This is a genomic window from Rhodoplanes sp., from assembly GCF_013377085.1.
In the GTDB taxonomy this organism is placed as follows: Bacteria; Pseudomonadota; Alphaproteobacteria; order Rhizobiales; family Xanthobacteraceae; genus Rhodoplanes.
On the sequence record NZ_JACAAX010000001.1, the window covers coordinates 122,513 to 146,633 of the forward strand.

23 protein-coding genes are annotated in these 24,121 nt (G+C 68.5%); 9 read left to right on the plus strand and 14 right to left on the minus strand.

Going from position 1 to position 24,121, the window contains the following annotated elements; genetic code table 11:
- Positions 1-95 precede the first annotated feature (95 nt).
- Positions 96-314: a hypothetical protein gene (locus tag HXX10_RS00475; RefSeq protein ID WP_296519374.1), complete on the minus strand. Its 219-nt coding sequence runs from the start codon at positions 312-314 to the stop codon at positions 96-98.
- 641 nt (positions 315-955) lie between these two features.
- Between HXX10_RS00475 and ettA the strand changes: the two genes are divergently transcribed.
- Positions 956-2,608 carry an energy-dependent translational throttle protein EttA gene (gene ettA / locus HXX10_RS00480; protein WP_296519375.1) on the plus strand — a complete coding sequence of 551 codons (1,653 nt, stop codon included), beginning with the start codon at positions 956-958 and terminating at the stop codon, positions 2,606-2,608.
- Positions 2,609-2,712: 104 nt separating this feature from the next.
- On the opposite strand, the gene HXX10_RS00485 is transcribed toward ettA, so the two are convergent.
- The 4 genes from HXX10_RS00485 to HXX10_RS00500 form a co-directional block, all read right to left on the minus strand.
- Positions 2,713-3,102, minus strand: coding sequence for a type II toxin-antitoxin system HicB family antitoxin (locus HXX10_RS00485; protein WP_296519376.1), 390 nt, complete (start codon positions 3,100-3,102; stop codon positions 2,713-2,715).
- A gap of 26 nt (positions 3,103-3,128) precedes the next feature.
- A complete protein-coding gene (locus HXX10_RS00490) occupies positions 3,129-3,299 on the minus strand; it encodes a type II toxin-antitoxin system HicA family toxin (protein WP_367141918.1) in 171 nt (56 codons plus the stop codon).
- 113 nt (positions 3,300-3,412) lie between these two features.
- On the minus strand, positions 3,413-4,384 hold the full coding sequence (locus HXX10_RS00495) for a PDR/VanB family oxidoreductase (RefSeq protein ID WP_296519377.1): 972 nt from the start codon (positions 4,382-4,384) through the stop codon (positions 3,413-3,415).
- A gap of 7 nt (positions 4,385-4,391) precedes the next feature.
- Entirely contained in the window at positions 4,392-5,468 is a 1,077-nt protein-coding gene (locus HXX10_RS00500) for an aromatic ring-hydroxylating dioxygenase subunit alpha (RefSeq protein WP_296519378.1), read from the minus strand.
- Positions 5,469-5,798: 330 nt separating this feature from the next.
- Between HXX10_RS00500 and HXX10_RS00505 the strand changes: the two genes are divergently transcribed.
- Positions 5,799-6,371 carry a TIGR00645 family protein gene (locus HXX10_RS00505; RefSeq protein WP_296519379.1) on the plus strand — a complete coding sequence of 191 codons (573 nt, stop codon included), beginning with the start codon at positions 5,799-5,801 and terminating at the stop codon, positions 6,369-6,371.
- Between the two features lie 40 nt (positions 6,372-6,411).
- Here HXX10_RS00505 and HXX10_RS00510 read toward each other — a convergent pair whose 3' ends face one another.
- From HXX10_RS00510 to HXX10_RS00525, 4 genes are all read right to left on the minus strand, one after another.
- Positions 6,412-7,845 carry an MFS transporter gene (locus HXX10_RS00510; RefSeq protein ID WP_296519380.1) on the minus strand — a complete coding sequence of 478 codons (1,434 nt, stop codon included), beginning with the start codon at positions 7,843-7,845 and terminating at the stop codon, positions 6,412-6,414.
- 351 nt (positions 7,846-8,196) lie between these two features.
- Positions 8,197-9,108, minus strand: a complete 912-nt coding sequence (gene prpB, locus HXX10_RS00515; RefSeq protein ID WP_296519381.1) for a methylisocitrate lyase — start codon at positions 9,106-9,108, stop codon at positions 8,197-8,199.
- Positions 9,109-9,159: 51 nt separating this feature from the next.
- Positions 9,160-10,461 (minus strand): MFS transporter, encoded by a 1,302-nt coding sequence (locus HXX10_RS00520; RefSeq protein ID WP_296519382.1) that lies wholly within the window; start codon positions 10,459-10,461, stop codon positions 9,160-9,162.
- A 53-nt stretch (positions 10,462-10,514) separates the two neighbouring features.
- On the minus strand, positions 10,515-11,402 hold the full coding sequence (locus HXX10_RS00525; protein ID WP_296519383.1) for an amidohydrolase: 888 nt from the start codon (positions 11,400-11,402) through the stop codon (positions 10,515-10,517).
- Positions 11,403-11,557: 155 nt separating this feature from the next.
- On the opposite strand from HXX10_RS00525, the gene HXX10_RS00530 reads away from it, so the two are divergent.
- The gene (locus tag HXX10_RS00530) at positions 11,558-12,508 is read left to right on the plus strand and encodes a LysR family transcriptional regulator (protein ID WP_296519384.1); all 951 of its coding nucleotides are present in this window, start codon (positions 11,558-11,560) and stop codon (positions 12,506-12,508) included.
- 24 nt (positions 12,509-12,532) lie between these two features.
- On the opposite strand, the gene HXX10_RS00535 is transcribed toward HXX10_RS00530, so the two are convergent.
- Positions 12,533-13,294: an IclR family transcriptional regulator C-terminal domain-containing protein gene (locus HXX10_RS00535; RefSeq protein ID WP_296519385.1), complete on the minus strand. Its 762-nt coding sequence runs from the start codon at positions 13,292-13,294 to the stop codon at positions 12,533-12,535.
- Positions 13,295-13,468: 174 nt separating this feature from the next.
- Between HXX10_RS00535 and HXX10_RS00540 the strand changes: the two genes are divergently transcribed.
- The 4 genes from HXX10_RS00540 (at position 13,469) to HXX10_RS00555 (ending at position 16,850) form a co-directional block, all read left to right on the plus strand.
- Positions 13,469-13,936, plus strand: coding sequence for a MaoC family dehydratase (locus HXX10_RS00540; RefSeq protein WP_296519386.1), 468 nt, complete (start codon positions 13,469-13,471; stop codon positions 13,934-13,936).
- Between the two features lie 8 nt (positions 13,937-13,944).
- Positions 13,945-14,385 carry a MaoC family dehydratase gene (locus tag HXX10_RS00545; protein ID WP_296519387.1) on the plus strand — a complete coding sequence of 147 codons (441 nt, stop codon included), beginning with the start codon at positions 13,945-13,947 and terminating at the stop codon, positions 14,383-14,385.
- A gap of 191 nt (positions 14,386-14,576) precedes the next feature.
- Positions 14,577-15,545: a tripartite tricarboxylate transporter substrate binding protein gene (locus HXX10_RS00550; RefSeq protein WP_296519388.1), complete on the plus strand. Its 969-nt coding sequence runs from the start codon at positions 14,577-14,579 to the stop codon at positions 15,543-15,545.
- Between the two features lie 48 nt (positions 15,546-15,593).
- Positions 15,594-16,850 carry a CaiB/BaiF CoA-transferase family protein gene (locus HXX10_RS00555; protein ID WP_296519389.1) on the plus strand — a complete coding sequence of 419 codons (1,257 nt, stop codon included), beginning with the start codon at positions 15,594-15,596 and terminating at the stop codon, positions 16,848-16,850.
- On the opposite strand, the gene HXX10_RS00560 is transcribed toward HXX10_RS00555, so the two are convergent.
- Positions 16,819-19,125 (minus strand): aconitate hydratase, encoded by a 2,307-nt coding sequence (locus HXX10_RS00560; RefSeq protein WP_296519390.1) that lies wholly within the window; start codon positions 19,123-19,125, stop codon positions 16,819-16,821. The two genes, HXX10_RS00555 and HXX10_RS00560, sit on opposite strands and share 32 nt — an antisense overlap.
- A 118-nt stretch (positions 19,126-19,243) precedes the next feature.
- Here HXX10_RS00560 and HXX10_RS00565 point away from each other — a divergent pair, with 118 nt between their 5' ends.
- Complete coding sequence (locus tag HXX10_RS00565; RefSeq protein ID WP_296519391.1) at positions 19,244-20,203, plus strand: LysR family transcriptional regulator; 960 nt, start codon at positions 19,244-19,246, stop codon at positions 20,201-20,203.
- Here HXX10_RS00565 and HXX10_RS00570 read toward each other — a convergent pair.
- Complete coding sequence (locus HXX10_RS00570; protein WP_296519392.1) at positions 20,181-20,975, minus strand: M15 family metallopeptidase; 795 nt, start codon at positions 20,973-20,975, stop codon at positions 20,181-20,183. The two genes, HXX10_RS00565 and HXX10_RS00570, sit on opposite strands and share 23 nt — an antisense overlap.
- A 387-nt stretch (positions 20,976-21,362) precedes the next feature.
- Between HXX10_RS00570 and HXX10_RS00575 the strand changes: the two genes are divergently transcribed.
- The gene (locus HXX10_RS00575; protein ID WP_296519393.1) at positions 21,363-22,619 is read left to right on the plus strand and encodes a lytic murein transglycosylase; all 1,257 of its coding nucleotides are present in this window, start codon (positions 21,363-21,365) and stop codon (positions 22,617-22,619) included.
- Positions 22,620-22,658: 39 nt separating this feature from the next.
- On the opposite strand, the gene HXX10_RS00580 is transcribed toward HXX10_RS00575, so the two are convergent.
- Both HXX10_RS00580 and HXX10_RS00585 read right to left on the minus strand, forming a co-directional pair.
- The gene (locus HXX10_RS00580) at positions 22,659-23,009 is read right to left on the minus strand and encodes a hypothetical protein (protein ID WP_296519394.1); all 351 of its coding nucleotides are present in this window, start codon (positions 23,007-23,009) and stop codon (positions 22,659-22,661) included.
- A 668-nt stretch (positions 23,010-23,677) separates the two neighbouring features.
- Positions 23,678-24,079 carry a hypothetical protein gene (locus HXX10_RS00585; protein ID WP_296519395.1) on the minus strand — a complete coding sequence of 134 codons (402 nt, stop codon included), beginning with the start codon at positions 24,077-24,079 and terminating at the stop codon, positions 23,678-23,680.
- Positions 24,080-24,121: the final 42 nt, after the last annotated feature.

Sequence of the window (24,121 nt, forward strand, 5' to 3'; positions counted from 1 at the left end):
CCGGACCGGTGACAAGGGATTTCACGAGAAGAGGGGCGTGCCGGCAAGGCGGCCGCGGCGGTCGCGCGGCCAGCCGGCGAAACGGCGCGGGGCGATCAGATGCGGACGCGGATACGGGCGAGCTGTGGCCGCATGGTGCGGGACGGGCGCATCACGACGTGGTGGACCAGGTTCTTCTCGCGCCACTTCGGGCCGGGGCCGCGCATGTAGTGGCGCTCGGGATGATAGCGGACGAACAGATCGGTCAGCAGGGACCGGCACGCGGCGAAGAGAGTTGCGCCGAGGGGGGGGCCTGAGGGACTGGAGGCGTTCATGACACGCTCCGCGGTTTGGCGATCCTGATCCGGCGTTCTGCCCGTTGATCCCATGGACCGCTGTAAAGCCTTTTGTCGGTCATAATCGTTAAAAATGCGTTCATTTCCGCCGCCGGCAGCGACTTCCTCGCTCACCGTTACCCGGGCGTTACAGTCGGGCGTTGCCGCCGCGCGACAGTCGCGCCCGGATCGCCGGGCGGCTTTGTCGAGAAGGCTTGCGCGTTGCGGGACCGACACGGGCGTTGCTCCAACAGGACATGCTGATTGGAGCACGCAGACGGGTCCGCCGTTTGTGATTCGGGTCACGCAGGCGCGGGCTGATGCCTCGCCATCCGCTCGTCCGGGACGCCGCGGCGTCTCCCATCACCACGCGGCGACTGCTTCGGTTTACGACGCCGCGTGATTTATCAACGTCATCGCCGGCTTGACCCGGCGATCCATCGTCCTGCGAACAAAGGAATATTTACGTTTTGGATGGATGCGCGGCTCACGCCTGCGCATGACGCTTCGATGCATGGGCAGTCTGAGAGCATGCTGAGGCGTTAGCCCCGGAACGGCCCGCCGGCCCGGCTTGCCCTTTGGCCGGCCGCTCGCTACATCAGCCCTCGATCCCGACAACCGACGGCAAGGACGAAGCGGCGATGGCCCGGCAGTTCATCTACCACATGCAGGGTCTGTCCAAGACCTATCCGGGCAACCGCAAGGTGCTCGACAACATCCACCTGTCTTTTTACCCGGACGCCAAGATCGGCGTGCTCGGCGTCAATGGGTCAGGCAAGTCGACGCTGCTGCGCATCATGGCCGGGATCGACAAGGAATATGTCGGCGAGGGCTGGGTCGCCGAGGGCGCCCGGGTCGGCTACCTGCCGCAGGAGCCGCAGCTCGAGGCCGACCTGACGGTCCGCGAGAACGTCATGCTCGGCGTGGCGCCCAAGAAGGCGATCCTCGACCGCTACAACGAGCTGATGATGAACTACTCCGACGACACGGCGGAGGAGGCTTCGGCGCTGCAGGACAAGATCGACCATCAGAACCTGTGGGACCTCGATTCGCAGGTCGAGCAGGCCATGGACGCGCTCGGCTGTCCGCCCGACGACTGGGCGGTGGACAAGCTCTCGGGCGGCGAGCGCCGCCGCGTCGCGCTGTGCCGGCTTCTGCTCGAGCAGCCCGAGCTGCTGCTGCTCGACGAGCCGACCAACCACCTCGACGCCGAGACGGTAAACTGGCTGGAAGGCCATCTGCGCAGCTATCCGGGCGCCATCCTGATCGTCACCCACGACCGCTACTTCCTCGACAATGTCACGGGCTGGATCCTCGAGCTCGATCGCGGCCGCGGCATCCCCTACGAGGGCAACTACTCGTCCTGGCTGAAGCAGAAGCAGAAGCGGCTCGAGCAGGAGGGCCGCGAGGAGGAGACCCGCCAGAAGGCGCTCTCTCGCGAGCAGGAGTGGATCTCGGCCTCGCCCAAGGCGCGGCAGGCCAAGTCCAAGGCGCGCTACCAGCGCTACGAGGAGCTGCTGCAGAAGGCGAGCGACAAGGCGCCGACCACGGCCCAGATCGTCATCCCGGTGGCCGAGCGGCTGGGCCAGAACGTCATCAATTTCGAGCACCTCACCAAGGGCTTCGGCGACAAGCTCCTGATCGACGACCTCACCTTCAAGCTGCCGCCCGGCGGCATCGTCGGCGTGATCGGCCCGAACGGCGCCGGCAAGACGACGCTGTTCCGCATGATCACCGGCCAGGACAAGCCAGACAAGGGCACGATCGAGGTCGGCGAGTCCGTGCAGCTCGGTTATGTCGACCAGTCGCGCGACTCGCTCGACGCCGCCAAGACCGTGTGGGAGGAGCTCTCCGGCGGCCTCGACCTGCTGATGCTGGGCAAGCGCGAGGTCAACAGCCGGGCCTATTGCGGCGCCTTCAACTTCAAGGGCTCGGATCAGCAGAAGAAGGTCGGCAACTTGTCGGGCGGCGAGCGCAACCGCGTGCATCTGGCCAAGATGCTCAAGTCCGGCGCCAACGTGCTGCTCCTCGACGAGCCGACCAACGATCTCGACGTCGACACGCTGCGGGCGCTGGAGGAGGCGCTGGAGGACTTCGCCGGCTGCGCCGTGATCATCAGCCACGATCGCTGGTTCCTCGACCGCATCGCCACCCACATCCTCGCCTTCGAGGGCGACAGCCACGTCGAGTGGTTCGAGGGTAACTTCCAGGACTACGAGAAGGACAAGATGCGCCGTCTCGGCACCGACTCGATCATTCCGCACCGGCTGAAGTACAAGAAGTTCTCGCGGTGATTCGACCTGCCGCGTTTCTTAGATCACGCATTCCCACGGCAAATAAAGCTCGTGGCTTCCGCTTGCCAAAAGACTGGGCTGTATGACGCCATTTAATTCGAACGTCACACGCCCAGCTTCTCTTTCGCGGCGGCGGCCAGGAAATCCGCGCGGCTGAGGCCGGCGCGGGCCGCCGCGTCATCGACCGCGGCGACCAAGCCCTCGTCGAAGGTCACGTCGACGGGCACGGACTTGCCGGACAGGTCGACCGGCAACGCGACGATCATGCTGTCCTCGGCATCCTCGTGGAAGCTGGGATCGGCCTTGAGCCGGTCGAGCGTTCGCGGTGTCGGGACCGGCTCGCCATCCTCGATCAGGCTGTCGATATAAGCAGTCGCGGCGGCTGCGCCGCGCCGCAAGACCTCGTCGAGGCTGTCACCCGCAGCGATGCAGCCCGGAAAATCCGGAAACGAAATGCCATAGATGCCCGCTTCCTCGTGCACGATCGCGATCACGTGTGTCGTCATGCTCGGTCCCGCTGTCACCAGTCCCATCCAGCCATCCGGTATATCGATCGAAGCGTTCCGATCGGGATTTCCTTCTTTCCGGGGTCGACCAAGACACGGTCCGGCCGATCCGGATGACGAAAAACGATGTGATCACCCTTGCCGGGTCGCCGGACCCAGCCGTCGCGCTCCAGGCGGCGGATCAGTTACCGCGTTTCGTACAGCCGAGGCGACCGCGCCATGGCGACATGATACGTAATACGTCTGCGGCATACGTAATACGTCTACGGCGTGCAATTCAGGCCCGGAGGCCTGCCCGTCACCCCGGCCTGTCCGCCGTGTCCACCGTGATGCTGCCGCCGGCGACGCGGGACACGCAGGTACAGAGTTTTGCGTTGGCGGCTTTCTCGGCCTCGCTGAAGAACACGTCGCGGTGGTCGACGATGCCGTCGGCCTCGAGGATCGGCAGGGCGCACAGGCCGCACTCGCCGCGGCGGCAATCCGAGATCATGTCGACGCCGGCGGCTTCCAGCGCCGCCAGCATGGTATCGTTGCGCGGCACCTCGATCACCTTCCCGAGCCGCGGGATCGTCACGGTGAACGGCTCGTTGGCAAAGCGGCCGCTGTTGGCGAAGGTCTCGAAGCGGAGCTGATCGACCGGTCGCCCGCTCGCCTGCCAGGCGCGCTTGGCGTCCTCCAGCATGCCGATCGGGCCGCAGACATAGAGCTCTCCGCCCGGCGCGAGCGTCGCGATCTCCTTCTGGAAATTGATGCGTCCGGCGGTCTCGCTCACCACACGCGTCAGCCGCTCGCCGAGCACGCCGGCGAGATCGTCGGCGAACGCGAGATCGCTGGCGCGGCGCGCCGCGTAGAGGACGCGGACGCGGGCGCCGGCGTGATGCAGGGCCAGCGCCATGCCGCAGATCGGCGTGATACCGATGCCGCCTGCGACCAAGAGATAGTCAGGCCGGCCGAGCCCGAGGTCGAAGTGGTTTTTCGGGGCCGAGATGCCGAGGCGGGCGCCGGGCGCCAGGCTCCACATGTAGGCCGAGCCGCCGCGCGTGTGTGCCAGGAGCTTGACGGCGATCCGGTAGATGCCGTCCGTGCACGGGCCGACGAGCGAGTAGGAGCGCGTATCTGGCCGCTCGCCGATCCGCACCGCCACGTCGATGTGGCTGCCCGGGGCCGGCGCGACGAACCGCTCCGGCTCGATCTCGAAAAGCCGGATGTCGGCCGTCAGATTCTGCACGGCACGAAGCCGCGCACTTTGCCATTCGGTTTTTTCGGACATGGCTCGGCTATTCGGCGGCTTCGCTCGGCCGATGCATCTGGGTCTGCTCGGCCGCCAGCATGCGGTCGATCATCCGGCGCGCCCACAGGGCGCCGGCGTCGATGTTGAGGTTGTAGAACGGCATGCGCGGATTGCGGTCGATCGCCTTCTGCTGCGCTTCGAGCACGACGTGATCCTGGTCGTAGACGCCCTTGCCGTCGTTGACGTGGCCCGTCTGGATCGCCCGGGTGAGCTCGGCATCGTCGCGCCGGAAGTTGCGGACAAAATTCCAGTGGTAGTGGCAGCTCGTCTCGGTCGCCGGCGTGATCGCGGCCAGGAACGCACCGTTGACGCCCTGCGAGCGGTCGCCCTCGCGGGCGCCGGTGCCGGTCAGCGTCACCCCGACATCGCCGACGATGACGGACGGGGCCTGGAAATAGATGATCTGCCAGCGGTCGACAGGACCGGGTCGGCCGAGCAGCTTCGCCCAGAACGGCGGCGGCTCGATGCCGATCATCCACCGCGTCACGGTCGCAGTGCGGTCCGTGTGGGTGACGTCGAACGGACTCTCCAGAATGGCGTCGTGGCCGATGCTGCCGGCGTGGACATAGGTCTCGTGCGTCAGGTCCATCAGGTTGTCGATGACCAGCCGATAGTCACATTTGAGCCCGTAGAAGGTGCCGCCTTCGCCGACCCATTCGGTGCCGTCGTTCCAATGGAAATCTGGAACCAGCGCCGGGTCGGCGAGGGCCGAGTCGCCCGGCCAGATCCAGACCAGGCGATGGCGTTCGACGGCCGGATAGGCGTGCACGCAGGCCGACGGGTTGATGGTCTTCTGGGCCGGCATGAAGGTGCAGCGGCCGGCGGCGTTGAAGACGAGGCCGTGATAGCCGCAGACCACCTCGTCGTCCTGCAGGCGCCCCATCGACAGCGGCAGCAGGCGGTGCCAGCACGCATCCTCGAGGGCGGCGACCCGGCCGTCGGCGCGGCGATACAGCACCACGTCCTTGTTGCAGATCGTGCGCGCCGTCAGGGCGCGCGCGACCTCGTGCGACCAGGCGGCCGCGTACCAGGCGTTCAGGGGAAAAGGCTTTTGATCGGACATGGGGGTTTCCACCGGGTTCGAAGGCTTCTTGTGTTTAGCGCCATGCTACGCGATCGGCCGGCGGCGCTGCCAGTGGAAAGATGCCCATGATCGGGTGGGACTCGCAGCGACGCGGCAAGCATCGCGACGGATCGGGCGGGATGGGAAGCTGCCCGCAGACCGCGATGCGCCGGCGCGGGCCGGCCTGCGGCGAAACGCCCGCCGGGCCATCACGCCGATGCGGTTGTACTCTGATGGTCCACCGTTACTGTGCGGTGCGAGATCCGGCCGTCGGTGATCTCTTCGCCGGCAACGACCGTATGTTCAAAGCCGACCAGCGAGACACTCAGAATGACCGAGACCACGCCACCGACATCGCCCGAGCCCCTTCCGCGTGCGCTGCGCCCTTTGCCGACGCTGATCTTCAGCTCGCGGTGGCTGCAGCTACCGCTCTACATGGGTCTGATCGTGGCACAGGGCGTCTACGTGATCCTGTTTCTCAAGGAGCTGTGGCACCTCGTCTCGCACGCGCTCGACTTCAGCGAGCTGCAGATCATGCTGGTGGTGCTCGGCCTGATCGACGTGGTGATGATCTCCAACCTGCTCATCATGGTGATCGTCGGCGGCTACGAGACCTTCGTGTCTCGGCTCGGCCTGGAGGGGCATCCGGATCAGCCGGAGTGGCTGAGCCACGTCAACGCCAGCGTGCTGAAGATCAAGCTGGCGATGGCCATCATCGGCATCTCGTCGATACACCTGCTGCGCACCTTCATCGAGGCGGGAGCGCTCGACTCCGGTCGCGGAACCCTGACGGCGACCGGCGTGATGTGGCAGACCATCATCCACTGCGTGTTCATCCTGTCGGCGATCGGCATCGCCTTTGTGGACCGGCTGAGCCAGCCGCCGGCGCACGCGCAGCATTGAGCGCCTCGGCCCCGGTGCGCAGTGCCGCCGACCAGGACGGTCAGATGCGGCGAAGCGGGTTGGTGAGCGCGAGCACCACGCCCGCCGTTGTGAAGCAGGCGATCGCCGCGAACACGACCCGGAAGGCGTTCTTGATCTCGGCCTGGATAGCCGTCGGCACCGCAATGCCGGCGGCGGCGGCGTCGCGGCCGTGGTGGATCAGCGCCCCGAACAGCCGCATGGCCTCCGGGTCGCGCACCGCCAGATAACCGAACAGCACGGTCGCCACCAAGGCGGTGCCGAGGCCGGCGCCGATCGAGCGGGAGAACTGCACCGAGGCCGCCGCCTCGCCGAGCCGCAGCGGTCCGGCGGCGCTCTGCACCGTGACCTGCACGACGCCCATCACGGTCCCCATGCAGAGACCGTTCCACAGCATCATGGCGCCGAGCGCCCGGACGGTCATCTCGGGGGCCCAGACGGCGAGGACCACCAGATTGATCGTGGCGAGCGCCAGGCCGGCCGAGGGGAACACGGTGGTGAATCCGGTTCGGGCGACCATCCGGCCGGTCAGCAGCGAGCCGACGCCGATCCCGATGGTCAGCGGTACCAGCACCAGCCCCATGGTCGATGGCGAGGCCCCGTGCACCACCCCGAGAAAAACCGGCAGAAAGGTGATCAGCGACACCAGCGCGGCGCCGTGGCAGACCGCCATGGCGTCGCTGCGCCAGATCGCCGGCTGGCGCAGCAGGGCGAGCGGGATCAGCGGCGAGGGCGCGCGGCGCTCCTGCGCGATCAGCAGCACCAGGCTCAGCGCCGCGGCCGCGAACAGCGCCGCGGCGAAGGGGAGCGCCGCGATGTTGGCGCGCTGCACCTGCTCGAGCGACAGGAGTGTCGTGGTAACGAACACGGCGAACAGGATCAGCCCGGCCGGATCGGACTGCCATTCCACCCGCTCGGCCTTGCGGGCCGGCAGGCGGCGGACCAGCACGAGGGCGACCAGGCTGATCGGCAGGTTGACCAGGAAGATCGACTGCCAGCCGAAATGCTCGGTCAGGAAACCGCCGGCCACCGGGCCGAAGGAGTTGGCCGTGACGGCGACGGCGGCGAGCCAGCCCTGATAGCGGGCGCGCTCGCGTGGCGGCACGCTCTCGCCGACCAGGGCCTGCGACAGCGTCATCAGGCCGCCGCCGCCGAGCCCCTGCAGCACGCGCGCCAGCGTCAGCATCTCGACGGTCGGTGAGGCGGCGCACAGCAGCGACGACACGATGAAGACGACCAGCGCCACCTCCAGCATGCGGCGGCGGCCGAACGAGTCGCCGAGCCGGCCGTAGAGCGGCGCCGCGACGGTCGCGGCGATCAGGTAGGAAATGACGATCCAGGGCGCGCGCTCGATCTGGCCGGTCGCGCCGGCGATCGCCGGAAGAGCCGTCGCCACGATGGTCTGGTCGACCACGGCCAGGAACATCGGCAGCATGATCGAGGGAAACACGACCATGAAGGCCGTCTTGGCGGGCGGCTGAGCGGGAGGCGGGGGAGGGGCGGGCGGCAGAGGCTGATCGGGGGAGCTCGGCAACGGCCTGGTCCTGGCAATCCGAAAGCGGACCGAGACGTTCGCGGCTCGCAAACGGGAGGGTCGCGCTGGCGCGGGGGCACTCCCGTCCACATAGGAGCGTGGCAGGCGGATCCGCAAGGCGCAAGTCGCCGAGCGTAACGGAACAGCGCGATCCGATGCGCGGAATCCGAACGGCCATGCCGTAGCGGCCGCATGTCGCGCCGCCCGCAACGCTGGCATGCATGCACGGCCGCAGCCGCCGGGGGCGGCCGCGGCGTGTCCGGTCGACGGCTCTTACGCGCCGGTCGGCACGATGGTCCGGACGATCGAGGCGTCGAGCGCTTCGTAATCGGCGTAGCCGATGGTGGCGTAGAGCTCGGCGCGGGTCTGCATGCGGGGCAGCATGGCCTTGGTGCCGCCGTCGCGCCGGATCGCCGTGTAGAGATCCTCCTGCGCCTTGGCGGCGACCCGCAGCGAGCTGACCGGCCAGATCACGATTTTATAGCCGAGCGCCTCGAACTCGGCCGCGGTCAGGAACGGCGTGCGGCCGAACTCGGTCATGTTGGCGAGCAGCGGTACGCCCGGCAGTCGTTCGGCGAACTCGCGGAACATCGCGGGCGTGGTCAGCGCCTCCGGGAAAATCACGTCGGCGCCGGCCGCCAGATAGAGCCGCGCGCGGGCCACCGCCCCGTCGAGGCCCTCGCTCGCCGCCGCATCGGTGCGGGCGATCAGGACGAGATGCCGGCGGGCGCGCGCAGCGCCGGCGATCTTGGCCGCCATGTCGCGCGGGTCGGCGAGCTTCTTGTCGTTGAGATGGCCACACTTCTTCGGCAGGAGCTGGTCCTCGATATGGACGGCCGCCGCGCCGGCGTCCTCGAAGGTGCGCACCATGTGCATGACGTTGAGCACCTCGCCATAGCCGGTGTCACCGTCGACCAGCACGGGCAGGCCGGACGCCCGCACGACCTGCCGGATGAAGAACGAGACCTCGTCGACCGTGATGATGCCGAGGTCCGGCAGCCCCATCGAGGCCGTCATGGCGGCCCCCGAGAGGTAGCAGGCGGAGAAGCCCGCAGCGCGCGCCTGCAGGGCCGCCATCCCGTTGTGGGCGCCCGGCACCTGCAGGATTTCTGGACGGCCCAGCAGCGCGCGAAAACGTTCGCCGGCTGGGCGCTCGGGAAGGTCGGAAGCGACGAGGTACGGCATGGAACGGCTCCTGGTCCGGATGCGCTGCGGCGGGACTATTCGGCGGCGGGGTTATTCTGCGGCGGCCTGGGCCTGCCGCCGGAAGTGATGAAGCGGCCACACCATCAGGGTCGTCGCCAGCAGGATCACGCCCATGAAGGCGAGGCCCCAGGTGAACGAGCCGGTGACCTGCCGGGCCCAGCCGATGGCGGCGGGGCCGACGAAGCCGCCGAGCGCCGCGATGGTGTTGATGTAGGCGAAGCCCGCCGCACCGGCCATGCCGGTCAGGATCTGGCCCGGGATGGTCCAGAAGATCGCGCGGGCCGAGGTGACACCGACCAGCGCGAGCGTCAGCCCGATCATGGCGAGCGTCGGCGACGACGAGACGATCGAGAACGCCATGCCGACCGCACCCAGCAGGCAGGCGAGGGCGAGATTGCCGATCACCCGGCCGCTGCGGTCCGCATGCGCGGCCCAGGCCAGCATGGCGAGGCAGGCGAACACATAGGGGATCGCCGAGACGAAGCCGATCGTCAGAGGCTCGCTGAGGAACTGTTTGAGGATCAGCGGCAGCCAGATTCCGACCCCGTAGGAGCCGACCGTGAAGCCGAACTGGATGACGGCCAGCACGTGCACGCGGGGATCGCGGAGCGCCGCCATGATGTCCTTGCGCGGCTTGTCGCGGCGCTCGGCGGCGAGCATGTCGAGAATGGTCGTGCGCTCGTCGTCGGTGAGCCAGGTCGCGGTGGCGGGGCTGTCGGCGAGCGCCCGCAGGGCCCACAGGCCGACCAGGGCCGTCGGTGTGCCCTCGATGATGAACATCCACTGCCAGCCGGACAGGCCCCAGATCCCGTCCATGTGAAGCAGCGCGCCGGACACCGGGCTGCCGAGCAGCGAGGACAGCGGGATCGACAGCAGGAACCAGGCCATGATGCGGGCCCGGTACTGCTTCGGGAACCAGGTCGACAGGAAGAACGCGACGCCCGGGAAGAAGCCCGCCTCCGACATGCCGAGCAGGAGCCGCGCCGCATAGAAGCTGAACGGGCCGACCACCAGCGCCATGAAGGCCGACATGATGCCCCAGGTGATCATGATGCGGGCCAGCCACAGGCGCGCGCCGACCCGGTACATCACGATGTTGCTCGGCACCTCGAAGATGCAATAGGCGAAGAAGAAGATGCCGGCGCCGACCCCGAACTGGGCGGAGCTCAGCCCGATCTCGTCGTTCATGGTGAGCGCCGCGAAGCCGATATTGGTGCGGTCGAGATAGTTGAGGAAGTAACCGCAGATCAGAACCGGCAGGAAGCGATAGGCGATCTTGCGGATGATCGCCGCCTCGCGCGGATCGTCCGTCGCCTTGGTGGTCGCGTTCATGGTGGCAGTCCTTGTCTGTCCGCACCGACGCTCGTGGCCGGGTGCCGTACTTTTCAGAAGCCGAAGAACGCGCCCGGCGTGCGCCGGAAGACGATGTCGCGGGCGGCGGTGTCGGGGACCCAGCGCTGGAGATCGGCGAGGCAGCCCGGATAGGTGCGGCCGGTCTCGAACGAGACCCACGGCCAGTCGCTGCCCCACACCAGGCGATCGGGCCCGCCGGCCTTCATCAGCGCGTCGACATAGGGCTGCGGAGCGGCGCCGCCGAGCCGGTAGGGCGCCGACAGCTTCACCCAGGTCGAGCCGGCGGCGACGGCGTCGAGAACGGCGCGGAAGCCGGCGCCGTCGACGCCGGTGGCCGGTTCCGGCGAGCCGAAATGGTCGATGACGATCTTGGCGCCGCCCTTGCGGATGGCTGCCAGCACGTCCGGCATCTTGGCGCCTTCCAGATAGAGCTCGACATGCAGGTCGAGGTCGCGCGCGAGGCCGAACAGGCGCTGATAGTCGGCGCCGCCGGCATCCGGAAGGGTGTTGCGGTGGAACCAGTTGAGGCGCAGGCCGCGGATGCCGCCGCGCCTGAGCGCGGCAAAGTCCGCCTCGCTGATCGTCGGATCGACGATGGCGGTGCCGCGCAACCGTTCAGGATAGCGGCCCAAGGCCTGCAGCAGCAGCGAATTGTCGGTGCCGTAGAAGCTCGGCTGGGTGAGCACGCCGCGGCCGACGCCATGGGCGTCGAGGACGGCGATGAACTCCTCGACCGGGACGTCGCGCGCCGGCTCGGAATGCCGGCCGGGGGCGAGCGGCGCACTCTTCAGCATGATGTGGGCGTGGCAGTCGACGCCGGGTGTGCTGGTGGTTTCGGCCGGCATGGCGACATCTCCTGCGGCGGTGACGAGCGCCGCGGCACCCGCGGCGACGGCGAATTGACGACGAGACAGGTTCATCAGGCTCTCCTCCTCCGGGCCGAGGCCGCAGATGGCGGTCCGGTCGACTGGCGTCCTGAACGGATGACGGCGAAGGGGGTGCGGAGGGGACGCTAGCGCCGCGGGCACACATTGGTCCAATTGGAAGGTTGAGCGAAAGCTGATAGGAAATTCCTATGAGACGCTACACCATGGCCCAGCTCGAGGCGTTTGCGGCGATCGCCGATCTGGGCTCGTTTCGTCTCGCCGCCGAGCGGCTCGGCCTCACCCAGCCGACCATCTCGCTGCGCATCCGCGAGCTGGAGACCTCGCTCGGCTGCGCCCTGTTCGTGCGCGGCAAGGGCGGCGTGCGGTTGTCCGAGGCCGGTCAGGTGATGCTGCAATACGTGCAGCGCGGCCTCGACGTGTTCGACGAGATGACGCGGCACCTCGCGACCGGCGATCCGCTGCGCGGCGTGCTGCGGCTCGGCTCGTCCAACACCTTCGCGCTGAGCTGCCTGCCCGCCGTGCTGGCGGCCCTGGAGGAGAGCCAGCCCGGGCTCCGCGTCGCCCTGACGGTCAGTAACAGCACGACGCTCGGCGCGCTCCTCGGCGCGCGCAAGCTCGACGTCGCCTTCCTGGTCGACATGCCGGTGCCGGCCCACGTCAGGATCGAGCCGATCGCGCTGTCCGAGATCGCCTGGTTCGCCGGCGCCGGATCGCGCATCGGCCGGCGGACCGTGCGGCCGGGCGACCTCGTCGCCGAACGGATCGTCACGCTGCCGCCGCCGTCGCCGTTTCACACCATCATCAGCGACTGGTTCGCGACCACGCCGTCGCCGCTGCCGATGCTCAGCACCTGCAACGACATGGCGACCATCGTCCGCCTGGTCCGGGCGGGCGTCGCGGTCAGCGTGCTGCCGGCCTGCGTCGTCGACGTCGAGCTCGAAGCCGGCTCGATCGTCCGGCATCGGGCGACGCCGCCGCTCGCGCCGCTGACCCTCTGCGCGGCCTATCAGGCGGCGGTGCGGGGACGAACCAGCGACGTCATTCTCCGGGTGGCACGCGACGCGGTCGCCCGTGCGCGAGGACGCCTCGTGCCGACCCGGGACGGCCAGCCTCCGGCGGGGCGCGGTACGGCACTGTGATCGGGCGGCGAGGGCGCGCGGCGCTCACATGGCCGCGCGGATGCGAGCGGAGGCTTGGCGCAGCGCGGCGAGAAACTCGGTCTTGGCGCGCGCCTCGGTGAAGACGCCGGACGGAAGACTCACGTTCGCCGCCGCGACGACCGTGCCGTCGGCATCGCGCACCGGCACGGCGAGTCCGCAGATCGACTCGTCGAGCTCGGCATCGACCCAGGCGCAACCGGTCTCGCGGACCTTTTCGATCGCGGTGCGCAGCCGTTCCGGATCCGTGACGGTGGCGTGGGTGAGGCGCTTGAGCGGCGCCGTCGTGAGGTAATGGTCGAGCGCGGCCGGCGGCTCGGCGGCGAGCAGCACGCGCCCCATCGACACCGCATGGGCCGGCAGCCGGCTGCCGAGCGTCGGGCTGGCGCGCAGGATCCGATAGGTCGGCACCCGCACCACGTATACGATCTCGTCGCCGTCCAGCACCGACATGGCGCAGCTCTGGCCGATCTCGCCCGACAGCTCCTCGAGCGCGAGCTGTGCCTGCCGCCAGAACGGCAGGGCGTACAGATACGACAGACCGAGCTTCAGTACCTTCGGCGTCAGCCAGAAGCGCTTGCCGTCGCTCGCCGCGTAGCCGAGCTCGGTCAATGTCAGCGCGAAGCGCTTCACCACGCTGCGCGGCAGCCCGGCCGCCTCCGCGATGCTCGCCACGGTCTGGCGCGGCGCGCCCCGCCCCAAAACCTCGATGACGGAGAGGCCGCGCGCCAGCGCCCGGACGAAGGTTTCGCTCTCGGCAGTCGCCATGTCGCTCGGGATCCGGTCGGGGTTGGAAAGCTGCGGTTGCGTGTGGCGACCGCGCGCTTGACAGCGCCACGGCCCTCCCGCAAAGTTCGCAATACAGCTATAAAAGTTCGCTTAGCGGTCAATGTTAGCGGGTTCGGCGCCGAACCGCAAGCCCGGCCGCCCGACGGGGGAAACATGAACCAGGTCGCGATCGACTTCTGGAAGGACGAGAAGCTGCGCATGGCGTGGGACGACATCGTCCCGGGCGCGCCGCGCAAGACGGTGCCCTATGTGCTGACCAGGGAGGCGATCCAGGCCTATTGCCGCTCGGTCGGCGACCTGCATCCGCTCTACATGGACGAGGACCTTGCCAGGGCCTCGCCCCATGGCGGCCTGATCGCGCCGCCGTCGATCCACATCCTGCTGATGTTCGCCTGCACGCCGATCGACGACTGGATGCGCAGCCCCGGCACCGTCAATGCCGGGCAGTCGTGGAGCTACAACGTTCCGGCGCGGCCGGGCGACACCATCCGGATGGATGCGCGCGCGCTCGACAAGTTCATCCGCAAGGACCGGCTGTTCGTCATCCACGACAACGTGTTCTTCAACCAGAACGACGACGTGATCTGCTCCGGCCGCGGCTGGACGATCCGGCCGATGTGAGGGTGCCCATGGACAAGACTTTCGACACGATCGCGATCGGCGACACCATCGCGGGCACCCCGTTCGCTCCGACCCGCGAAACCATCCGCGAATTCTGCGACGCCTCGCTCGACTACAATCCGCTGCACTGGGACGACGACTACATGAAAGGCAGCTTCGGCAAGACCCAGTTCGGCGGCATCATCATGCACGGGATGACCAATTTCGGTATCATCACGAAAATGCTGACCGACTGGCTCTATCCGATGGGCGGCGTGCACCGTCGCCTGGAGACGCGCTGGAAGGCGCCGGTGAAACCCGGCGACACCATCGTGCCGACCGGCACCGTGACGGCCAAGAAGGTGACGGGAAAAGGCCGCTGGGCCGTGATCGCGGTGGAGATCAAGAACCAGCACGGCACGACCGTCGCGCAGGGGGAGGCGATGGCGGAGTTTCCGCCGGCCACCTGAGATAGTCTCGTCATTCCGGGGCGCCGCGCAGCGGCGAGCCCGGAATCCATATACACAGACAGGGGTTATGGATTCCGGGGCGCGGGCCTGCGGTCCGCGCCCCGGAATGACGCTGGACATCGAATCCGGCTGCGGCCGGGAAACACGACGAACGAAGAACAACAAGCCGACACATCCACGGGAGAAACACCATGAGACGCCTGTTCGTCGCCGCGTGCTTCGCGGCGCTGCTGGCCGCGACGCCATGTGTATCCGCGGAAACCTGGCCGAGCCAGCCGGTCAAGATCATCGTGCCGTTCCCGGCCGGCGGCACCACCGACATTCTGGCCCGCGTGGTCGCCGATCAGCTCGCGGCGAAATGGAGTCAGGCCGTCGTGGTCGACAACCGCGGCGGCGCCAGCGGTACGGTCGGCTCCGAGCAGCTCGTGAAGTCGCCACCCGACGGCACCACTCTGATGATCACGGCGACCCATCACGTGATCAACCCGTCGCTGTTCAAGCAGCTCCGCTACGACTCGCGCGCCGACTTCACGCCTGTCGCCCTGATCGCCTCGGTGCCCAACGTGCTGGTCGTGCATCCCTCGCTGCCGGTGAAGACCGTGAAGGAGCTGATCGAACTCGCCAGACGAGAGCCCGGCAGGCTGAACTTCGGCTCGGCCGGAACGGGCGGCGCCAACCACCTGTCGGGTGAGCTGTTCGCTTTCCAGACCGGCATCAAGATCACGCATGTGCCCTACAAGGGCGCGGCGCCGGCGCTCAACGACCTCTTGGGCGGCCACATCCCGATGATGTTCGACTCGCTGCCCGGCGTGGTCGGCCACATCCAGTCCGGCGGCCTGCGGGCGCTCGGCGTCACCAGCCTGACGCGGGCCGCGGCGGCGCCCGACATTCCCACCCTCGACGAGGCCGGCGTGAAGGGTTTCGACGCCACCGCCTGGTTCGGGCTTTACGGGCCGGCGAAAATGCCGGAGGCGGTGCTCCAGAAGATTTCCGACGACGTGCGCGAGGTGTTGCGCTCGCCTGTCGCGCAGGCGAAGCTGAAGGAGCTGGGTGCCGAACCCGGCACCATGTCGCAGCCGCAATTCGCCGCGTTCGTGCTCGCCGAGATGGACAAGTGGCACGACGTCGTTACCAAGGCCGACATCCGCGTCACCCAATAACGTCGCGGGCCGGCGGGCCCGCTCAACGCTCCGGACCAGCCTCACGTCATGACCAGTGCTCTCTCCCACATCCGCGTGCTCGATCTCTCGCGGGTGCTCGCCGGCCCGTGGTGCACTCAGAACCTCGCGGATCTCGGCGCCGACGTCATCAAGGTCGAGCGGCCCGGCTGCGGCGACGACACCCGCGCCTGGGGGCCGCCCTGGGTCGCCGATGCGAGCGGCGGGGCGTCGCGCGACTCGACCTATTTTGCAGCGGCCAACCGCGGCAAGCGCTCGATCGCCATCGACATCGCCCGGCCGGAGGGGCAGGCGCTGGTGCGCGAGCTCGCCGCGTCATGCGACATCGTCATCGAGAACTTCAAGGTCGGTGATCTCGCCCGCTACGGGCTCGACTATGCATCCCTGCAGACGATCAATCCGGGCCTCGTCTACTGCTCGATCACGGGCTACGGCCAGGACGGGCCGGCGGCGCACAAGCCCGGCTACGACTTCGTGTTCCAGGCGCAGGGCGGCCTGATGAGCGTCACGGGCGAGCGCGACGATCGGCCGGGCGGCGGGCCGCAAAAGGTCGGCATCGCCATCGCCGACGTGCTGACCGGCATGTACGCCTCGATCGCCATTCTGGCGGCGCTCAGCCATCGCAGCGTGACGGGGCGTGGCCAGTACATCGACATGGCGCTGCTCGACTGCATCGTCGCGCTCGGCGGCAACCAGGTGACGGGTTATTTGGCCAGCGGGAAGGTGCCGCACCGCTATGGCAACGCGCATGCGAGCCTGGTCCCCTACGAAGTGTTCGAGACTGCCGACGGCCATGTGGTGATCGCGGTCGGCAACGACACCCAGTGGCAGCGCTGCTGCGAGGTGCTGGGCCGCGCGGATCTTGCCGACGACGCGCGCTACAAGACGGTGACGGGCCGCATCCTCGGGCGCGAAGCGTTGACGGCCGAGATCGCCTTGACGTTGCGCGAGCGGACGACCGCCGACTGGATCGCGGCGCTGGAGGCGCGCGGCGTGCCGTGCGGGCCGATCAACGACTACGCCCAGGTCTTTCAGGATCCACAGGTGCAGCATCGCGGCCTGCGCGTCGATCTTTCGCGCGGCGACGGGGGACACGTCGCCACCATCGCCTCGCCGCTGCGGCTCGCCGGCACGCCGCCGCAGTACGACCGTGCGCCGCCGCTGTTGGGCGAGCACACGGCCGAGATCCTGCGCGACCTGCTCGGCCGGAGCCCGGCCGATATCGACGCGCTGCGCGACGCCGGCGTGATCGGACTCACTCGGCCGCTTCACGCGCCCGCCGGCTGACGATCGTGTTGAGGGCCGAGCCGGCCCGGAACCAGGCGAGTTGGGCCGCACTGTAGGAGTGGTGCAGCGACAGCGTTTCGACCGTGCCGTCGGCGTGCTGCACCCGGCAGGTCACCGGACGGCCGGGTGCGAGATCGGCGAGCCCGACGAGGCCGATGCGGTCGTCCACAAGAATGCGCTCGTAGTCGTCGGCATTCTCGAAGGTCAGCGCCAGCAGGCCCTGCTTCTTCAGGTTGGTCTCGTGGATGCGGGCGAAGCTGCGCGCGATCACGGCGACGCCGCCGAGCAGCCGCGGCGACAGCGCGGCGTGCTCGCGGCTCGATCCCTCGCCGTAGTTCCTGTCGCCGATCACCACCCAGCGCAGCCCCTGCGCCTTGTAGGCGCGGGCGATCGCCGAGAACGACGCGGTCTCGCCCGACACCACGTTGCGGCCGCGGCCGGCCTCGCCCGTATAGGCGTTGACGGCGCCGAGGAACATGTTGTCGCTGAAGCGGTCGAGATGGCCGCGCAGCCGCAGCCACGGTCCGGCCGGCGAGATGTGGTCCGTGGTGGTCTTGCCGCGCGCTTTCAGCAGCACCGGCATGTTCAGAAGATCGTCGCCGTCCCAGGCCGGCCACGGCGCCAGCCGCTGCAGCCGCTCGCTCGCCGGATCGATGTCGAGCGCGACGGCGCGGCCGTCCGCCGGCGGCGCGATGCAGGCGCGGGCGCGTGAAAAGCCCACGGTCGGAACGTCCGGTGCCGGCTGCGGCGGCTGCAGGCGGAACGGCCGCCCGTCCGCGCCGGTCAGCGTGTCGGTCAGCGGGTTGAACGACAGCCGCCCGGCGATCGCCAGCGCCGTGACGATCTCGGGGCTGGCGATGATGTTCATGGTGGTGGCGCGGCCGTCGTTCCGCCGCGGGAAATTGCGATTGTAGGAGGTCGCGATCACGTTCGGCGCATCGGCCGCAGGATCCGCCCGGCGCCACTGACCGATGCACGGCCCGCAGGCATTGGCGAGCGCGATGGCGCCGAGGCTTTCCAACGCGTCGAGCTGGCCGTCGCGCGCGACGGTCGCCCGCACCGTCTCGGAGCCCGGCGTCACCATCAGCGGCACGGCGGAAGCGAGCCCGTGGGCGCGCGCCTGTGCGGCGACGTCTGCGGCGCGGCTCATGTCCTCGTAGGAGGAGTTGGTGCAGCTTCCGATCAGGGCCGCGGACAGATTGTCGACCAGGCCGTCGTGGCCGTCGGCGACCGCGGCGGCAAGTGCCGAGATCGGGCGGGCAAGGTCCGGCGTATGCGGCCCGGAGACATGCGGTTCCAACGTCGAAAGATCGAGCCGGACGACGCGGTCGTAGAACTTCTCCGGCTCGGCCTCGACCTCGGCGTCGGGCGCGAAGAGGTCGCGGTGCCGCTCGATCACCGGCACGAGATCGGCGCGGCCCGTCGCGGCGAGATAGCGCGTCATCCAGTCGTCGTAAGGGAACATCGACGTGGTGGCGCCGAGCTCGGCGCCCATGTTGGCGATGGTCGCCTTGCCGGTGGCGCTGATGGTGCGGGCGCCGGGGCCGATATACTCGATGATCGCATTGGTGCCGCCCGACACCGTGAGGGCCTGCGCGACGGAGAGGATCACGTCCTTGGGCGCCGTCCAGCCGCTCAGGGAGCCTGTGAGATAGACGGCGATGCGGCGCGGATAGAGCAGCTCCCACGGCAGCCCGGCGATCACCTCGACGGCATCGGCGCCACCGACTCCGACCGCGCAGGCGCCGAGCCCGCCGGCGTTCGGCGTATGCGAGTCGGTGCCGATAAGGATCTGGCCCGGCACCGCGTAGTTCTCCAGCACCACCTGGTGGATGATGCCGGCCCCCGGCTCCCAGAAGCCGCAGCCATACCGGGCCGAAGCCGAGCGCAGGAACCCGTAGACCTCCTGGTTCTCGGCGAGCGAGGCGGCCAGATCGGCGCCGGCGCCGGTGCGGGCCTGGATCAGGTGATCGCAGTGGATCGTGGTCGGCACCGCGACGCGGTCGAGCCCGGTCTGCATGAACTGCAGCATGCCGCTCTGGCCGAGCACGTCCTGGAACACCACCCGGTCGGGCCGCAACGACAGATAGCTCCTGCCCGGATCGAGCTCCTGCGTCTCCGGCGCGTCGAGATGGCCGAGCAGGATCTTTTCGGCGAGCGTCAGCGGCCGGCGCAGGCGATCGCGCACGATCGCGAGGCGACGGCTCATCTCGCCGTATAGGACTTCGACGGAGGCGGGCGTGGGATCGATGGCGGCTGGGCTGGTCTCGGTCATGGCGGCGGCTCCGTGATGGTCGATGGACATCGCCGCACGCCTAAGGCGACATCGTCAGTCGATCCATACTATGGTAAAAGCAAAATCCATATCTATTCGATATGTATCGGAGACATGCATGGAGCTCCGCCATCTCCGCTATTTCGTCGTCGTCGCCGAGGAGAGCCACATCACCCGCGCGGCCGAGCGGCTGGGCATGCAGCAGCCGCCGCTGAGCCAGCAGATGAAGGCGCTGGAGCGCGAGCTCGGCGTCCAGCTCCTGCGGCGGCGACCGCGCGGCGTCGAGCTGACGGCGGCGGGCCGCAGCTTTCTGGCCGACGCGCGCGCCGTGCTGGCCCAGGCCGAGCACGCGGTGGCGGGCGCGCGGCGCACCGCCCGCGGCGAGCAGGGCCAGGTCTGCATCGGCTTCACCAGCTCGGCGCCGTTCCATCCGCTGGTGCCGCGCGTCATCCGCGCCTTTCGCGAGGCGTTTCCGCGTGTCGCGGCGACGCTGGAGGAGGGCGGGACGCTGGAGCTGGTCGCCGACCTGCAGAACGAGACCGTCGACGTCGGCTTCGTGCGCACCCCGGTCGACGCCGAGGGGCTGGTCGTGCATCCGTTGCTCGACGAGCCGATGGTGGTGGCGTTGCCGCGCGGCCATCTCCTTGCGCAAGGTCGGGCGAACGGGCCGCCGCTGGCGCTGAAGGCGCTGGCCGGCGAGACCTTCATTCTCTATCGGCGGCGCAGCGGACCGGGCCTCTACGACGCCATCATCGCGGCCTGCCGGGCGGCGGGCTTCAGCCCGACGGTCGGCCAGGAGGTGCCGCGGATCGTCTCCACCTTGAACCTGGTGGCGGCGGGACTCGGGCTGTCGCTGGTGCCGGAGTCGCTCGGCCGCATGCAGATGGACGGCGTCGTCTATCGCCGCCTGCAAGGCCGCGCCCAGCCGACCGCGCCGCTGCTGCTGGTCGCGCGCCGCGGCGATCCGTCCGGCACGGTGCGGCAGTTTCTCTCGCTGGCGCGTCGCGCCGCGAAGGACTTTGCGCCGGATGTGGCGCCGGTGATGCCGTCCCCCGTCACTTCGCGCCGGCGGAAATGAGCTCCGGCCGATACTCGAAATGCATCGTGTCGTAGTGATACCACTTGCCGCCCCAGACGAAGCCGTGGCGCTCGAACACGTCGACGATCTCGTGCGGCATGCGGTTCTTGTAGGGGATCGGGTCGGTCTTTTTCGTCCACAGCCAGTAGTCGGAGACGTCGAGATTGAGGTCGATGGCGGCGCCGTAGCCGTGCATGCTCATCTTGCCGGTGTCGGCGACCGGCCGGCAGGCCAGCACGCCGGCGATCGGGAAGGCGGACTTGCGGATCTCCGCCGGCAGCGCCTCGATCTCGTCCGACACAGCCTTCAGCTTCTCGGCGACACCGTTGACGCTGGTCACCGAGACCTTCTTGCCCCAGCTCTTCGGCAGCCAGGTGATCGACACCATGCGGGCCTGCACCTCGCCCTTCTTGCAGTCGCCGTACATCTTCTTGAAGAACGCCTCGTTGCGGAAGCGGCCCGGATCGTCGTTCAGGGGGGGCGGCGCGGCGAGGCGCCCGGTGCGGTAGGGCAGGCGGAGCTGATCGAGGATCGAGGCGTTGGCCAAGAGCTCCTTGAACGGCTTGTCGGCGCGGCCGTCGGAGGCCGGCATGGCGGTGCCGTCGCGCCAATAGACGCGCTCGCCGTCGTGGCGCGCCAGCGCGTCCGGATAGGCGGCGACCAGCGCGTCGAGCAGCTCCGTCGTCGATGCGGCGGGGGCGACGTGCGCGTCCGTCAGAACCAGCCCGAACGCGAGTCCGGCGAGAACGAATCGGGAGAACCGGCGGGACATGGGTGTCTCCTGAAAAAATCAGTTCGATGAAAGGATCGACGCCGTTCGACAATCGCGCCGGGCGCCGCGGCACGCAACGAATTCTTAACCGGCCACGCTCCGTTTCCGATTCGTGTTCGCGGACCGGAGCGGGAACATCGACGCGGTCGTCGCGATGCGCCTGCGGCGCAGCGATCGACGTGTCGCAATACTTTCTTAATCGCCCCCTGTCCGTTTCCGATTCGTCTTGTGTCACGGATTGTTCTTTTGCGCGGTCTGACCCGGCAGGAAGACGGCTATGACAATCAAAATAACGCGCCGAACCGTCTCCCCATTAAAACCTTGTTTACCGGACTCTCTCTGTTTCCGATTCGTCTTGTTTCACGGAACGTTCGTGGAGATGCCAGGATGATCCTCCTGTCCGCCGGCCGGACCGCCGTGGTGCTGGCCGTCACAATGATGCTGGCGTTCGCGCTGGCGCCGACCGCCGGCCGCGCCGCCGACGCCGCCTTCCAGCAATGGCTGCAGAGCCTGTGGCCGGACGCCCAGAAGCTCGGCGTGTCGCGCGCCACCTTCGAGCAGGCGGTGCGGGGGCTCGAGCCCGACCTGTCGTTGCCCGACCTGGTGATCCCGGGCCGCGCCCAGACGCCGCCGCGCGGCCAGGCCGAGTTCGTCCAGACGCCGGCCGAGTATCTGCGCGAGAAGACGCTCGCCAGTCTGGCCGGCCAGGGCCGCCAGCTCCTGGAGCAGCACCGCACGGCGCTGCAGGGGATCGAGCAGCGCTTCGGCGTGCCGGGCTCGGTCGTGCTGGCGATCTGGGGCCGCGAGACGGCGTTCGGCACCTACAAGCTGCCGCACGACGCGCTGCGGGTGCTGGCGACGCAGGGGTACTACGGCCGCCGCAAGGACATGTTCCGCAACGAGCTGCTCTACGCCATGAAGATGATGGAGGACGGCGTGGCGCGGTCCGACATGCGGGCCTCGTGGGGCGGTGCCTTGGGGCTGACCCAGTTTCTGCCGTCGGAGTTCTACAAGCACGGCGTCGACTTCGACGGCGACGGAAAGCGCGACATCTGGCGCTCGGTGCCGGATGCGCTCGCGTCCGCGGCCCAGCAGCTCGCCGCCAAGGGCTGGCAGGCCGGCAAGCACTGGGCTTACGAGGTCAAGCCGCCGCGCGGGCTCGACTGCACCATCGCGGATCCCGACAACCTCAAGCCGCTGCGCGACTGGCTCGCTGCCGGCTTCGTGCCGGCCGGCGGAAAGCGCCCGGCGGCCGCGGATCTGAACGAGCCGGCCTCGCTGCTGCAGCCGGCCGGGCTGCACGGCCCGTCGTTCCTGATCATGAAGAACTACTACGTGATCAAGGACTATAACTTCTCGGATCTGTATGTGCTGTTCGTCGGCAATGTCTCGGATCGCATCGCCGGCGGCGGTCCGTTCGAGCGCGCCTGGGATCCGGTGGTGCAGTTGCGCACCAAGGATCTGGAGGAGATGCAGAACCACCTCGCGGCGCTCGGGATGTACCGCGACAAGATCGACGGCAAGGCCGGCATGCGCACGCGGCTCGCGCTCGGCGCCTACGAGAAGGCCAACGGCCTGTCGCTCGACTGCTGGCCGGACGCCGCCGTGCTGGACCACATGCGGGCGCGAGCGTCGCGGCGATGAGTTATCGGGCGGTGGGAGGAGGCTGCGGCGCCTCGGGACTCAGAGTTCCGGATTATCGCGTCGCTGCCAAACGAGGGCGGCTTCGGAGATGCCGAGCTTCGACGTGATCAAATTGACGGCTTCACTGATCTCGTCCACGTCGTGAAACCGGCGAGGAAGATAGATTGTCGACGTCGCGGGCGGATGCCCTTCGTAGCGCATCACCGCGAACGGCATGTCACCCAGGACAAAGCCCGCACCGGCGTACCCGTCGAGATCGTCCCAACCGGTCTCGATCCCTGCGCCCAACTTGGACAGGAGCGGGCCGATCTCGGTGCCGATGACCGCTTGCGGAATCAGGTTTTCGCTCTCCAAGAGCTTGTGCAGGTTTGCGATCTCAAGGGGTCCCATGCGGTCCTCCGCCGGCCCGACCGGATCGTAAGGCTGCGCCCCACTGCGCGACGTGCTCAACGCTGCAAGCGCACCTCTTATACGAGCAAATCGTAAAGAACGAATTGTCATGGCTGTAAATTGGTGACCACCGCTGGAATGACGGCGAAGTCCTCGTTGTTCGAGTTCTGTCGCAGCGAAACACCCGGCGTGTCCGGATGGTACCAAGCTGCCTCAAAAGGGGAACCGCTCCCCGGGTGAGGAGGAATGGGAGTCGTGAATTGGATGCCGCGCCGGTCGGGCGGGAGCCGATCACGATATGCTTTGACGCTCGGGTTGAGGCCCCAGCGCGCAGTGCGACCCCAAATCTCTCCAGACGCGACCTGTTGTACGGCGTCCTGCGATGTCTGTGTCGGGCTCTCTCGCCGGTGAAATGGTCCGTTCGCCATCCGTCCCTTCGCCCCCCACGGAGATCGGACTTGGAAACAACTATGACGATAGCCGGCATTGTCTCTCCCGCGTGACAGTTGTCAACCGTGCCTGGCTCGATCGCCGCGGGACAAGTGTGTGCCATGACTTGCCGATTTTTCCGGTCTTCGGTCTGCCTCTGTATGTAGACACGAAAACGGCCGGTGGGAGGCCGGCCGTTTGGGCGTCGCGGAAACGTGTTGGAGGCGCCGCCTTGCCGTTCAGGGGCAGAACCAACGCGGCCGCGAATAGCCGATGAACCCGCCATAGGGGTCGTAGAGCGGCCGGCGCGCCCAGTAGCCGCCGGGGCAGCCGACCGGGATCGGGCCCGCATAGGCCGGGTAGGGCGCCCAGCCGGCGGCCGGTGCGTAGCCCGGATACGGGCCGGGCGGGGGAGGCGGGGGCGGCGCCGCATAGGCCGGGTCGTACGGATAGGCCGGCCGCGAGCTCGCGATCGCACCGCCGATGATGGCGCCGGCCGCGAGGCCGCCGATGATGCCGGCCGCTGCCGCGCCGCCGCCGCCGCCGCGGTGATAGTAGTACTGGGCCTGGGCGTCGCTCGCCGGCAGCGCCAGGACGGCAGCCAGCGCGGCTGCCGAAAGAGCAGTCAGGGTTCGGGTCATGGTCCCCTCGTGAGGCTCGGATGATGCGCCGCGCGCCCGGAC